Annotated in this window: 11 protein-coding genes; 7 read left to right on the top strand and 4 right to left on the bottom strand. The window is 72.0% G+C overall.

Annotated features, from left to right (window positions below; all coding sequences use genetic code 11):
• Nucleotides 1-94: 94 nt before the first annotated feature.
• Nucleotides 95-1,273 carry a diacylglycerol/lipid kinase family protein gene (locus SOY78_RS00615; RefSeq protein WP_324701644.1) on the bottom strand — a complete coding sequence of 393 codons (1,179 nt, stop codon included), beginning with the start codon at nt 1,271-1,273 and terminating at the stop codon, nt 95-97.
• A 43-nt stretch (nt 1,274-1,316) separates the two neighbouring features.
• Here SOY78_RS00615 and serS point away from each other — a divergent pair, with 43 nt between their 5' ends.
• The 3 genes from serS (at nt 1,317) to SOY78_RS00600 (ending at nt 5,082) form a co-directional block, all read left to right on the top strand.
• The gene (serS, locus tag SOY78_RS00610; RefSeq protein ID WP_036380800.1) at nt 1,317-2,600 is read left to right on the top strand and encodes a serine--tRNA ligase; all 1,284 of its coding nucleotides are present in this window, start codon (nt 1,317-1,319) and stop codon (nt 2,598-2,600) included.
• A 126-nt stretch (nt 2,601-2,726) separates the two neighbouring features.
• On the top strand, nt 2,727-3,536 hold the full coding sequence (locus SOY78_RS00605) for an HAD family hydrolase (protein WP_063189155.1): 810 nt from the start codon (nt 2,727-2,729) through the stop codon (nt 3,534-3,536).
• A gap of 361 nt (nt 3,537-3,897) precedes the next feature.
• Complete coding sequence (locus SOY78_RS00600) at nt 3,898-5,082, top strand: STAS-like domain-containing protein (protein ID WP_324701643.1); 1,185 nt, start codon at nt 3,898-3,900, stop codon at nt 5,080-5,082.
• 167 nt (nt 5,083-5,249) lie between these two features.
• Here SOY78_RS00600 and SOY78_RS00595 read toward each other — a convergent pair whose 3' ends face one another.
• Nucleotides 5,250-5,891: a hypothetical protein gene (locus SOY78_RS00595; protein WP_063189153.1), complete on the bottom strand. Its 642-nt coding sequence runs from the start codon at nt 5,889-5,891 to the stop codon at nt 5,250-5,252.
• Nucleotides 5,892-5,980: 89 nt separating this feature from the next.
• Nucleotides 5,981-6,568 (bottom strand): inorganic diphosphatase, encoded by a 588-nt coding sequence (locus tag SOY78_RS00590; RefSeq protein WP_069941985.1) that lies wholly within the window; start codon nt 6,566-6,568, stop codon nt 5,981-5,983.
• Nucleotides 6,569-6,788: 220 nt separating this feature from the next.
• Between SOY78_RS00590 and SOY78_RS00585 the strand changes: the two genes are divergently transcribed.
• The 4 genes from SOY78_RS00585 to hpt are packed head-to-tail and all read left to right on the top strand — an operon-like array spanning nt 6,789 to nt 11,134.
• Nucleotides 6,789-8,099 carry a D-alanyl-D-alanine carboxypeptidase/D-alanyl-D-alanine-endopeptidase gene (locus tag SOY78_RS00585; protein WP_324701642.1) on the top strand — a complete coding sequence of 437 codons (1,311 nt, stop codon included), beginning with the start codon at nt 6,789-6,791 and terminating at the stop codon, nt 8,097-8,099.
• A 33-nt stretch (nt 8,100-8,132) separates the two neighbouring features.
• Entirely contained in the window at nt 8,133-9,365 is a 1,233-nt protein-coding gene (locus tag SOY78_RS00580; RefSeq protein WP_324701641.1) for a zinc-dependent metalloprotease, read from the top strand.
• On the top strand, nt 9,352-10,533 hold the full coding sequence (gene tilS, locus SOY78_RS00575; protein WP_324701640.1) for a tRNA lysidine(34) synthetase TilS: 1,182 nt from the start codon (nt 9,352-9,354) through the stop codon (nt 10,531-10,533). Before SOY78_RS00580 ends, tilS begins: the two co-directional genes overlap by 14 nt.
• 49 nt (nt 10,534-10,582) lie before the next feature.
• Nucleotides 10,583-11,134, top strand: coding sequence for a hypoxanthine phosphoribosyltransferase (hpt, locus tag SOY78_RS00570; protein WP_020625288.1), 552 nt, complete (start codon nt 10,583-10,585; stop codon nt 11,132-11,134).
• Nucleotides 11,135-11,175: 41 nt separating this feature from the next.
• Here the strand turns inward: hpt and SOY78_RS00565 are convergent, their stop codons facing one another.
• Nucleotides 11,176-12,240 (bottom strand): type IV toxin-antitoxin system AbiEi family antitoxin domain-containing protein, encoded by a 1,065-nt coding sequence (locus SOY78_RS00565; protein ID WP_324701639.1) that lies wholly within the window; start codon nt 12,238-12,240, stop codon nt 11,176-11,178.
• Between the last annotated feature and the right edge of the window lie 148 nt (nt 12,241-12,388).

Raw genomic sequence — 12,388 nt, 5'->3', positions numbered from 1 at the left:
GCGCTTCCCGTCCGCGCGTCGCCCCGGCGCCCGTTTCCCGAACGAAAGCGCTGGGGAAGCCGCCGTTTCCCGAACGAAAGCGGGGACGGGGGGGTCAGATGTGCGGGGCCGGTTCCGGGACGGGGGCGGCGGCGGAGACCCCGTCGTCGCGCACGGAGGCGTCGTCCTCGGCCACGAGCATCACGACGAGCGAGTCCGGCTGCACACGGGCGTCGAGGGCGGTGATGACCCCGGTGGCGTCGCCGTCGAGCTGGGAGGGCATCGGCTCGGCGAACTCGACCTTCACGCGCTGGGCCTGCTCCGTGTGCATCGCGGGGACGGAGCTGCGGTGCCGGGTCACGGTCTTCACGGCGATCCGCGCCCAGTCGAGCGCGTGCCGGGGCGAGAGGACCATGACGTCGAGGAGGCCGTCGTCGAGCTTGGCCTGGGGCAGCAGCTCGATGCCGCCCGTGAGCATCCCGCAGTTGGCCACCATCACGGTGCGCACCTTGAACCGGCGGGGCTGACCGCCGTCGAGGGCCACGGTCACCTCGTGCCGCTTGCCGCGCAGGTGCCGTATGCCGGCCTCGCCGTAGGCCAGCCAGCCGGCCAGATCCTTCAGCTCATCCTTGGTGTCGCCCATGATGTCCGCGTCGTAGCCGGCGCCACCGATCACGGTGAAGGTCTGCCGGGTGACGCGCCCGTCCTCGTGCGTGAAGCGGACGTCCACGGTGTCGATGCGCCGCTGCCGGCCCCCCACGGCGATCCGCAGGCACTGCTCGACGTCGTTGATCGGCAGGTCCAGGTTGCGGGCCAGCAGGTTCCCGGTGCCCAGCGGCACCACGCCGAGGGCGACGTCGGTGCCGGCCAGCTGCTCGGCCACGGTGCGGACCGTGCCGTCGCCGCCCGCGGCGATCACGAGCCGGGCACCGGCGTCGAGGGCCTGCCGCGCCATGGCGGTGCCGGGGTCGTCCTCCTGCGTCTCGAGCACGAGCACCTCGCCGAGGCCCTCCGCCGCCGCGAGCCGCTCGAGCTCGCGCCGCACCCGGTCCGCGTGCGTCTTGATGGGGTTCAGCACCAGCGCGACCTCGTGGCGGCCCGTGCCGATGCCGGGCACCTCCTCCAGCCGGCGCTGCACGCCGCCCACCCGCGCGTCGAGGGCGTCCACCAGGAGACGCGTCCGTTGGTGCTGCACGCCGAGGCGGACCTGGCGCACCGCCAGCACCACCACGACGACGGCCAGCACGGCCAGGAGCACCAGGGCGGCCAGCGCCATCCACCACTCGGGAGTCATGCCCTGAGTCTAGGCGTCGGCCCCGCCCGCTAGGCTGGCGCACGTGATCGACGTCAAGGACCTCATCGAGCAGCCCGAGAAGTACCGCGTCTCCCAGGAGGCGCGCGGGGAGGACGCGTCCCTCGTGGACCGCGTGGTCGAGGCGGACGCGGCCCGCCGCTCGTCCATCGCGGGCTTCGAGCAGCTGCGCGCGGAGCAGAAGGCCTTCGGCAAGCGCGTCGCCCAGGCGAAGGGCGAGGAGAAGCAGGCCCTGCTGGCCGAGGTGAAGGACCTGGCCGCGCGCGTGAAGGAGGCCGAGTCGGCCGCCGGCGCCGCCGAGGCCCGCCTCGCGGAGCTGCAGCGCGCCTTCCCGAACCTGATCGTCGACGGCGTCCCGGCCGGCGGCGAGGACGACTTCGTGGTCCTCAAGGAGGTCGGCACCCCGCGCGACTTCGCCGCCGAGGGCTTCGAGCCGCGCGACCACCTCGAGCTCGGCGAGCTGCTCGGGGCGATCGACATGGAGCGCGGCGCGAAGGTGTCCGGCGCCCGGTTCAGCTTCCTCAAGGGCGTGGGCGCGCGACTCGAGCTCGCCCTGATGCAGCTGGGCCTGGACTTGGCCCTGGAGAACGGCTTCGTGCCGGTCATCCCGCCCACCCTGGTGCGCCCGGAGACCATGCAGGGCACCGGCTTCGACGTTGAGCATGACGACGAGATCTACCGCCTGGAGCGCGACGACCTGTATCTCGTGGGCACCTCCGAGGTGGCCCTGGCCGGCTACCACGCGGACGAGATCATGGACGTGAGCGCCCCCGTCCGGTACGCAGGCTGGTCCACGTGCTACCGGCGTGAGGCGGGCTCGGCGGGCAAGGACACCCGCGGCATCATCCGCGTGCACCAGTTCAACAAGCTGGAGATGTTCATCTACGCCGCACAGGAGGACGCGGAGGCGGAGCACGAGCGCCTGCTGGCGTGGGAGGAGCGGATGCTGGGCGCCATCGAGGTGCCGTACCGCGTGATCGACATCGCCGCCGGCGACCTCGGCCTCTCCGCCGCCCGCAAGTTCGACTGCGAGGCATGGGTCCCCACGCAGGGCACCTATCGCGAGCTGACGTCCACCTCGAACTGCACCACGTTCCAGGCCCGCCGCCTCAACATCCGCGAGCGGGTCCGCACGGAGGACGGCTCCAAGGGCGGCACCCGCATGGTCGCCACGCTCAACGGCACCCTGGCCACCACCCGCTGGATCGTGGCGATCCTGGAGAACCACCAGAACGCGGACGGCTCGGTCACCGTGCCCGCCGCGTTGCGCCCCTACCTCGGCGGGATGGAGCGCTTCGAGCTGGTCTGAGCGGACGACGTCGTCCCCCGGCGGCGCCGGCCGCCTCGCCCGAGTGCTCCGCGGCGCCCCTGCGGCGCCCCCGCCGTTCACCCGCGCGTCGCCGTCGTGTCCGGGCCGTGTGGTTGGGTGGGGGCCATGACGAAGAAGCTCGTGTGCCTGGACGTGGACGGAACGATCGTGGACCATGACGGCCATCTGCATGAGCCCGTGCGCGCGGCCGTGCGGGCCGTGCTGGACGCCGGGCATCACGTGGTCATCGCGACGGGCCGCTCCCGCGGGGCCACCCTGCCCGTGGCCCGCTCCCTGGGGATCGGCGCCGGCTTCATGGTGTGCTCCAACGGCGGTGTCACGCTGCGCCTGGACCCCGAGCTGGAGGAGGGCTACGAGGTCACGGACCTGCGCACCTTCGACCCGCGCTCGGTCCTGACCCAGCTGCGCCACCGCCTGCCCAGCGCCAAGTACGCGCTCGAGCTGCCGGACGGCACCTTCCGCTCCACCGAGCGGTTCCAGGACATGTCCTTCGGCGTGGCCGCGGAGGGCGTCACGTTCGAGGAGCTCATGGACACCACGGCCGTGCGCCTCGTGGTGTTCTCCACGGACTCCTCCGCCGAGGAGTTCGGCCGCGCGGTGGAGGGCATCGGCCTGTCCGGCGTGACCTACTCCGTGGGCTGGACGGCGTGGCTCGACGTCGCCGCGGCGGGCGTGACCAAGGCCTCCGGGCTCGAGGCGCTGCGCACCGTGCTGAAGGTGGCCCCCGAGGACACGGTGGCCGTGGGCGACGGCCGCAACGACATCGAGATGCTCCGCTGGGCCGGCCGCGGCGTGGCCATGGGCCAGGCCGTGGAGGAGGTCGTGGCCGCCGCGGACGAGGTCACCGGCCACGTGGACGAGCACGGGCTCGCCACCGTGCTGCGCTCGCTCCTTGAGGAGCCGGCCGCGGCCTGAGCGGCGCGGCCGGCCCGGGTCGCCGGGTCAGCCCCCCGCCAAGGTGAGCAGCCGCGCGGCGGTAAATGCCGGTCGGAGAAATTATCACAATGCGGCGGGTGGTTGGGACGGCTGCAAAAACAATAATGACCGCGTTAGCACTATCGGGATGCATTCGCCAACGCCCGGGTGTGCCGGGGTCAGATGCCCTAGGATTTGTAGTACTTGCCGTGCCCCATTTCCGAGAGCGCTCTCAGCTAAGTTAACCCACTATTTCGGGGGCGGACATCCCAAGCACATGAATAGCAAGCGTGCGCTATCATTGTGAGCTCGACCACTACACGAGGCGGGGGGAGTAATGTCCCAGGTACACAATTTCGACTTGACCCATTTGGCGAGTCTAAAAGATGTAGATGAGTTCGTTCGGGCGGCTGGTACGTGGAGTGATGGAGACGTAGTCGTTGTCGACGCTAAGCGTCTGCGTACAACGTACCCCAATGCGTGCACCTACTTTGCCGCAGCAGTCGATAACCTTAGAACAACTCGTGACATCAAGGTGCAGGTTGTCAATCTCCACAAGAACCAGAAACGGGTTCGCATTTTCGATCCGGTTACCCGCGCGACCCATAACTCCGGTGAGTACCCAACTGACGAGGTTTGGAAATATTCTTCCGAGTCGGAGGCAAACTACGTTACCAGGCAATTTATGCGTTCCATTGAGGAGCTTGTTCCTTGTGAAGAGGGTGTTCTGGACACCTTAAATTGGTGCATATATGAAGTTCTGGATAATGTTTTTCAGCACAGCAGGAGCGATTGTGGCTTCGCCATGATGCAGCTGCATGTACGGAACAGGACCTGTGTCATATCAGTTGCAGATTCTGGCCGTGGTATTCATCGGGCAATGTACGACGGGGTTGAGAGTGGTCTGATAGATGCTGGCCGGGTGTGCTTTGCTGAGAGGGCAATCGAGTATGCGATGGAACAAGGAATCACGAGTAAGGGGCGCGAGAATCAGGGAAATGGTCTTCATGGACTGCGACGAGCGATTGAAGTAAACGGGGGCTTGCTTGAGATCACTTCCGGCAAGGGGTCATTGTTATTGGAAGGTGGCAAGCAAGATCTGAACCATAATGGATATCGCCCCCTCTTGAATTCTGACACAGCCCACTCGACAGTCGTGGACTGGCGCCTGGATTGTAGCCGTGCTGTGGTAATTGATCGTGCGATGGGCGGGCCGGTAACATCGGGCTCCTATATCGAGTCCAGGGTGGACATGGATGGCACCTACGTGATCCCGGCTGAGGAGGTTGAGGTCCATATTGGATCTCGAAACGAAGGCCGCGAACTTCGTATTAGGATTGAAAATATTTTGGGGGCCGGTGCAGAGTATGTCATCGTGGATTTGACGGGTGTGGGGGTTATTTCATCGTCCTTTGCCGATGAGGTATTTGGTAAGCTAGCGGAAGCTTATGGAATTGATGCGTTTCAGTCTAAAATTTTCTATAAGGGGGCGAGAGACTTAAATATCTCACTGATCAACAAGGCAATATCAAATCGCCTAGAATGAACGTCGTCCGATTCAAATTTAACTTGACAATTGAGAGAACTATCTCTAATCGTCTTTATCCAACCGGAGGATGCTTTAGAGCAAGTAATATCGCCTAATGAGCGGCGCTGAGCCGTAAGCGCCACGCTGGGTCTGAAACACGCGGTCATGGGTTGCGCGTTGGGAGATCACCTCGACGCTAGGCCCCCCGCCAGCGTGAGCAGGCGCGCGGCGGCGGGGCGGCAGGCGTGCTCCTCGTTCCAGTAGGAGCGCTGCACCGCCTGCGAGACGGCCTGCGCCGTGATCCCGAGCGCGGCGGCCGCCGGCTTCTGCTGGCCGCGCACCCCGGGCACCAGCAGGTCCAGCACCGCCCACTCGGCGTCGGTCCGGGACCACACGAGCTGCCCGACGAGTCGCAGCACGGCCTCGGCCTCGGCGGCCGCCTCCTCGTCCCGGCCGCGCACGGCCAACGGGATCCGCGCGGTGGACACGGCCGCCGCCTCCACGGCCCGCCGCGCCGCCGCGAGACCGGGCCCGCCGGCGTCGTGCAGGTCCCCGGAGGCGGGCACGCCCGCCGCACCGTCCGCGTGCGTCACCGTCCCGACGCCGACCCCCACGTTCCAGCGGCGCTGCCGCAGGGCGCGCAGCGCCACGTCCACGGCGACGCGCGGGTCCTCGACGGCGCCGATCAGCTCGTCGCCCACGGCGCGCTGGAACGGGAGCACGACGGCGTCGCCCAGCCCCGGCACGTCCTGGAGGGCGCGCAGGAACGTGTCCACGCGGTCGCCGGCGTCGAGGGTGTCCCGCTGGTTGATGGTGAGCACGAACATGGTCGTCGATTCTGCCAGCCCGCAGACGACGCCGGCCGCCCACCCCGAGGGGTGAGCGGCCGGCGTCGCGCGCGGGGGCGGTGCGGGGATCAGCGGCCCTGGGGCTCGTCCGTCGCCTCGCCCTCCTCGGTGGCCGGCTGCGCCTCCTCGGTGTCCACCGCGCGGCCCTGGGGCTCGTCGGTCGGGGACTCCTCGCCCTCGGCGTTGAAGCGCTGGATGGAGGCCTCGAGCTCGGCCTCGGCCGCCGCGCGGCCCTCCCAGCCCTCGGCCTTGACCCACTTGCCCGGCTCCAGGTCCTTGTAGCGGGTGAAGAAGTGCTCGATCTCCTGCTTGAGCGACTCCTCCACGTGCTCGAGCTCGGTGATGTGGTCGTAGCGCTTGTCCGCCGGGACGCACAGCAGCTTGGCGTCGCCGCCGCCGTCGTCGGTCATGTTGAACACGCCGATCGGGCGGGCCTCGACGACGCAGCCCGGCACCAGGTCGAAGCCCGGCAGGTACACGAGGGCGTCCAGCGGGTCGCCGTCCTCGCCGAGGGTGTTCTCGAAGTAGCCGTAGTGCGTGGGGTACTGCATGGAGGTGAAGAGCACACGGTCCAGGCGCAGGCGGCCGGTCTCGTGGTCGAACTCGTACTTCACGCGGGAGCCCGCGGGGATCTCGATGGTGACGTCGTGCGCCATGACTCTCCTTCGCACAGAGGGTGGGGTGTCCGGGCGGCGCGGCGCCGACCGGCGGTGCTGCCGTCAGCCTACCGGGGGCGTCCGTCATGATGGACGCATGGGACAGGTGGACACGGGGCGCGCTGGGCGTCGGGATCGACGCACGGAACGCCCCCGGAGCCGCTCGCTCCCCGCCGTCCTCCTGGCCGCGCTCGCGGCCGTCCTGGTCGCCTGCGGGCCCGTGACCGCACCGACGGCCCCGTCGAGCGCGCCCGCGTCGTCGACGACCGCCGCGCCGACGTCGTCGTCCCCGTCCGCCGGCCCCACCGCGGCCCAGGTGGCGGCCGCCGTCGAGCCGGGACTGGCGACGTCCCCGGGCACGGTCTCCGCCGAGTTCCGCGACCTGGCCACCGGCGAGGTGCTGTACGCGCGGGACGCGGACGAGCCCGTGGCCCCCGCGTCCTCGCTCAAGGTGCTCGCCGCCGCGGCCATCGTCTCCGCCCTGGGTCCTGAGACGACCCTGCAGACCACCGTGGTGGCCCAGCCCACCGCGGACGGCGCGGCCACCGAGCTGGTGCTCGTGGGCGGCGGCGACGTGCTGCTGGGCACGGGCGCCTCGGACTCGAAGGCCGTCTCCGGCCGCGCGGGCCTGCGCACCCTCGCGGAGCGGACCGTGGCCGGGCTGGTCGAGGACGGCGTCACCGGGCAGGTGGTGGTCAGCACGGACCTGCGCCTCTTCACGGACCGCACGGCCCTGAACCCGCGCTGGACGTCGGACATCCCGGAGAGCGGCAACATCGCGCCGGTGCAGCCGTTGGCCACCTACGGCGGCCGTGAGGCCTCCGGCACCGGGGAGGACCGCATCGAGGACCCGGCGCAGTTCGCCGCGCTCACCTTCCAGGCCGCGCTCGACGACGCGGTGGCCGCCTCCGGCGCCGACCTCGAGGTGGGTCTGCGGGACACGATCCCGGCCACCGAGGTGCCGCGCGCCACGGTCCTCGCCGCCGTCCCCGTCGCGGCGGTGGAGTCCGCGTCCGTGGGGGAGCAGGTCGCGTACCTGCTGGCCCACTCGGAGAACCAGGTGGTCGAGGCCCTGGCCCACACGGCCGCGCCCGCCACGGACCTGCCGGCCACCCACGAGGGCGCCACGCGGCTGCTGACGGCCACCGCCGAGGACCTCGGCGTGGACACCGCCGGGATGGCGCTCGTGGACTCCTCGGGCCTGTCCCCGGACAACCGCGTCAGTGCGGGCCAGCTGGCCGGCGTCGTGGCCGAGGTGGCCCGCACGCCCGCCCTGGCCACCGTGCTGGAGGGCCTGCCGCGGCCCGGCGAAGACTCCACCCTGGGCGACCGGTTCCCGGATGCCCCCGCGCGGCAGGCCGTGGCCGCGAAGACCGGCACGCTCGACCAGACGGTCTCCCTCACCGGCACCGTCACCATGACGTCCGGGCGGGTCCTCGCCTTCAGCATCATCTGCTCGGATCTGCAGTGGAAGCTGGAGCCCGCGCGCGCGGCGGTCGACGAGGCCGTCAGCGCCGTCGCCGGGCTCTGATCCGAGGTCCGGGGCCTGTGATCTGATGGAGCCATGAGCGACGACCACGCGACCGACCGCCCCCGCGCCGCCGCGGACGCCGAGCCGGGCGCCCCCGCCGAGCCGGGCCCCGCCGTCGCCCACCCGGTGGACTGGGCCTTCGCGGCACGGACCGCACGGTCCCTCGCCGCCGCCGGCCCCCGGTTCACGCCGCGGGAGGCGACGCGCGAGGCGGAGGGCCTGCGCGCCGCCGCGGAGGCCGCCGTGCCGCACGTCCACCGCCTGACCGGGCTCGAGGCGGCACGGGACCTGCGCGACTCGCAGGTGCTCGTGGTGGACCGCCCCACCTGGTCGCGCGCCGCCACCCAGTCCTTCGCCACGCTGCTGGACCCCACGTTCGCGCATCTGCGGGACACCCGGCCCCGCGAGCACGCCGCCGCCACCACCCGCGTCACCCGGCACGCCACCGCCCTGGAGATGGGCGGGATCCTCGCCTGGATGTCCGGGAAGATCCTCGGCCAGTACGACCCGTTCATCGCGCTGCCCGGCCCCGGGGGGACGACGGTCGGCCCCGCCGGCGGACGCCTGCTGCTCGTGGCCCCGAACGTCGCGCAGGTGCGCGCGGAGATCAACGTGGACCCGGCGGACTTCCGCCTCTGGGTGTGCCTGCACGAGCAGACCCACCGCGTGCAGTTCGCGGCCGCGCCCTGGCTGCGCGAGCACCTGCGGGCCGAGATCACGGCGCTCACCGTCGGCCTGTTCGAGAAGGCCGAGTCCCTGCCCGAGCGCCTGCGCACCGCGCTCGCGGCGGCGAACCCGCTGGGTCGGGAGGCCGACGCCGGCCGGATCGGGACGCGGGACGGACACGACGTGCAGGACGCGGCCCCGGCCCGCCCCGCGCCGGGCCTGCTCGGTGCGATCCAGGACGAGGAGGACCGGGAGCGTCTGTCCCGGCTGACGGCCGTGATGTCCCTGCTCGAGGGGCACGCGAACGTGGTGATGGACGGCGTCGACTCCTCCGTGGTGTCCTCCGTCAAGACCATCCGCCGCCGCTTCGACGAGCGCGGCGACCGCCGCTCGCCCCTGGACCGCATGCTCCGCCGCCTGCTGGGCATGGACGCCAAGATGGCCCAGTATCGCGACGGTCAGAGGTTCGTGGCCGCCGCCGTGGCCGAGCTCGGCATGGCCGGGTTCAACGTGGTCTGGGACGCCCCCGAGCTGCTGCCGAGCGAGGCCGAGCTCCACGCCCCCGAGACGTGGGTGGCGCGCATCCGTGCCCAGGCCTGAGGCGCGGGACCCGGGGCCGACGCCGGCGGGCGGGGCCGGCGGCCTGCCCGCGGTCGGCGCCTGGCCGCCGCGCACCCGCTGGCCCGAGCCCCTGCACCGGGCCGTCGCGGCGGTGCGGGAGGCCCTGGCGGGCGACGGGTCCTGTCGCGCGGATGCCGTGCCGGGCCGGGCGGGGAGTCGCCCCCGCGGCCTCGTCGCCCTCTCCGGTGGCGCCGACTCCCTCGCGCTCGCCGTGGCCTGCGCCGTCCTGGTGGGCACCCGGGAGGGTGCGCGGCTCGGCCCGATCGGCGCGGCCGTGGTGGACCACGGGCTGCAGTCGGGCAGCGACACCGTGGCGGCGGCCGCCGCCGACGTCGCCCGCATCCTCGGTCTGACCCCGGTCACCGTCACGCGGGTCGAGGTGGCCCGCACCGGCGACGGCCCCGAGGCCGACGCCCGGCGTGCCCGCCGGGAGGCCCTCGCCGCCGCCGCCCGGGACGCGGGGCAGGGGGGCGCCGCCGTCGTCCTCACCGCCCACACCGCCGACGACCAGGCGGAGCAGGTCCTCCTCGGGCTCGCACGCGGCTCCGGCACGCGGTCCCTCGCGGGGATCCCGGCGCGCGGGACGCTGCCGGGCGGGGCCGCCGTCGTCCGCCCCCTGCTGGGCCTGACCCGAGCGGACACCGAGACGATCTGCCGCTGGGCCGGGCTGACCTGGTTCGAGGACCCGCACAACCGCGATCCCGCGCTGCTGCGTTCGCGGGTCCGCACCCGCGTGCTGCCCGCGCTCGAGGACCCCGACGCCGGCCTCGGCCCCGGCGTGCGGGCCGGGCTGGTGCGCACCGCGGCCATCGCGGCCGAGGACGCCGCGGCCCTCGAGGCATGGGCCGGCGCCGAGGTCACCCGGCTGCGCGTCGACCCGCCCGCCCGGGACCCGCGCGTCGTCTCCCTGGATCTGGACGCCCTGGCCGCGCTGCCCGCCGCCGTGCGCCACCGCGTGATCGCGCGCGCCGCCCGCGCCGCGGGAGGGCAGGCCCCGCCCCGCGAACGGATCCTCGCGGTGGACGCCCTCGTGACGGGCGCCCGCGCGGGGGGCACGTCGGCCGGTCCGGTGGAGCTGCCCGGCGGGGTGGCCGCGCATCGGGCGTGTGCCAGACTGGACCTCATCCCCTGCCTGCCCGGTCCCTGACTGCGGCCCGGCCCGGCATTCCCGCACGAGCACTCACCAGGAGCGGCGCATGGACGCACAGGATGTCCAGAACGATCTCAGCCACGTCCTCATGTCCCGCGAGGACGTGCAGGACACGATCACGGACCTGGCCCGCCAGATCGACCGCGACTACGCGGACAAGGACCTGCTCATCGTCGCTGTGCTCAAGGGCGCCGTGATGGTGGTCGCCGACCTCACCCGCGCCCTGCACTCCCACGTGGAGCTGGACTTCATGGCGGTCTCCTCCTACGGCTCCGGCACCAAGTCCTCCGGCGTGGTGCGCATCCTCAAGGACCTCGACGCGGACCTCACGGGCCGGCACGTCCTGATCGTCGAGGACATCATCGACTCCGGCCTGACCCTGTCCTGGCTCAAGGCCAACCTGGAGTCCCGCGGCCCGGCCTCGGTCGAGATCTGCACCCTGCTGCGCAAGCCGGAGGCCATGAAGGTGGACATCGACGTGAAGTACGTCGGGCGGGACATCCCCAACGAGTTCGTGGTGGGCTACGGCCTGGACTACGCGGAGAAGTACCGCAACCTGGACTTCGTGGGCACCCTCGCCCCGCACGTGTACAGCTGACCGGGGGCCCGGCCCGGCGTGGCCGCCGCAGCAGCGACCTGTCACGTGAGCGGTCGCTCTGAGGTGCCATTCACGCCCCATTCCGACTCCTTGCGTGACAGGTCGCCGGCGTCCCCGAGGTGACGGCGCACCTCCACGAACACGCGCGTGAATCCGCGGCGAGCGTCGGAGGAGGACACGGTGATGTTCCGGTAGCCCCGTCGCTCGAAGGCCGCGTTGCGCTGCACGTCGCGATCGATCTGGCGATCCGCACCGTGGTGGCCGCCGTCGTAGTGCAGGGCCACTCTCGCCTGCCGATAGCCCAGGTCCGCCGTCGCGGGGTGGTGCAGGGAGAACTCCGGGTCCCAGACCTCGAGCTGCAGTGCGGGCTCGGGGAGCCCGGCGGCCCTCAGCGCGAGCCGGAGCCGCGTCTCCTTCGGCGAGTGCGCCCCCACCCGGACCAGTGTGGCGGCGGTGCGGAGCCGTCGTCGTCGGTTGTGCGCGGACGGGCTCGCTTCGGCCGCCTGGGCCAGGGCCGCCCGGGTCCGCTCGGCGGCGTCCGGGCCGCCGGACAGCTCCGCCCGGCGGACGAGATGGTCGCCGAGGATGACGAGCTCGTCGTCGTCGAGCAGGGCGGCGAGGTCGACCCAGAGACGGGGCGGGGCGGTGACGTGCCAGGCCAGGCCGCCGATCCGCACGCGCTCCACGTCCGCGGGCGGGAGCGCTGTTCGGTGGGAGGTGACGCCGGGGAGGGAGAGCTGGCCACGGTCTCGCGGGCGGCTCACGTGGACGTCGTCCCCCGCGTCCAGTCGCTCCGGCAGCCAGATCTCCCGGGCGCGGGCCGCGGTCTGGTGCGACACCACCGTGGTGGCGCGGTGCCGGGCGAGTCGCAGCAGGAGCTCGTGTTGGGTGGCCGAGAGCGGGGTGCTCCACCGGTAGGGGGAGGAGCCGGCCACGGGGCGTTCGACGGCGGCCGGGGTGGCCTCACGCCGGCGGTAGAGGCCCCGGGCGAGGCGTTCGACGTCGGAGCGACGCAGCCGGTTGCGGTCGATGCCGGCGGCCCTCGCCTGCGCGGCGGTGAAGGGACCGTCAGGCAAGGCCGCGGGAAGCGGGGCGGGGCGACGCATGGTGCCAGCCTGGCGCGGTGGGGCGGGCGATGTGCTGGGCCGCCGCCGGCCCGGGGAGGATTTCGGGTGCGCGGGGGCCTGTGCAGGAGGGGACACAGGGGCGCGACCGCAGCGCCGGCGACCTGTCACGCGAGCGGTCGCTCCGAGG

The organism is Micrococcus sp. HOU01 (genome assembly GCF_035609305.1).
GTDB lineage: Bacteria > Actinomycetota > Actinomycetes > Actinomycetales > Micrococcaceae > Micrococcus > Micrococcus luteus.
Note: the sequence above shows the minus strand (reverse complement) of the source record. Positions and strands in the feature narration are given on the sequence as shown.

Coding starts and splice junctions, on each gene's coding strand:
- SOY78_RS00595 (WP_063189153.1), bottom strand. CDS start 5,891: ATGTTCGTGCTCACCATCAACCAGCGGGACACCCTCGACGCCGGCGAC.
- hpt (WP_020625288.1), top strand. CDS start 10,583: ATGGACGCACAGGATGTCCAGAACGATCTCAGCCACGTCCTCATGTCC.
- SOY78_RS00580 (WP_324701641.1), top strand. CDS start 8,133: ATGAGCGACGACCACGCGACCGACCGCCCCCGCGCCGCCGCGGACGCC.
- SOY78_RS00605 (WP_063189155.1), top strand. CDS start 2,727: ATGACGAAGAAGCTCGTGTGCCTGGACGTGGACGGAACGATCGTGGAC.
- SOY78_RS00590 (WP_069941985.1), bottom strand. CDS start 6,568: ATGGCGCACGACGTCACCATCGAGATCCCCGCGGGCTCCCGCGTGAAG.
- SOY78_RS00615 (WP_324701644.1), bottom strand. CDS start 1,273: ATGACTCCCGAGTGGTGGATGGCGCTGGCCGCCCTGGTGCTCCTGGCC.
- SOY78_RS00565 (WP_324701639.1), bottom strand. CDS start 12,240: ATGCGTCGCCCCGCCCCGCTTCCCGCGGCCTTGCCTGACGGTCCCTTC.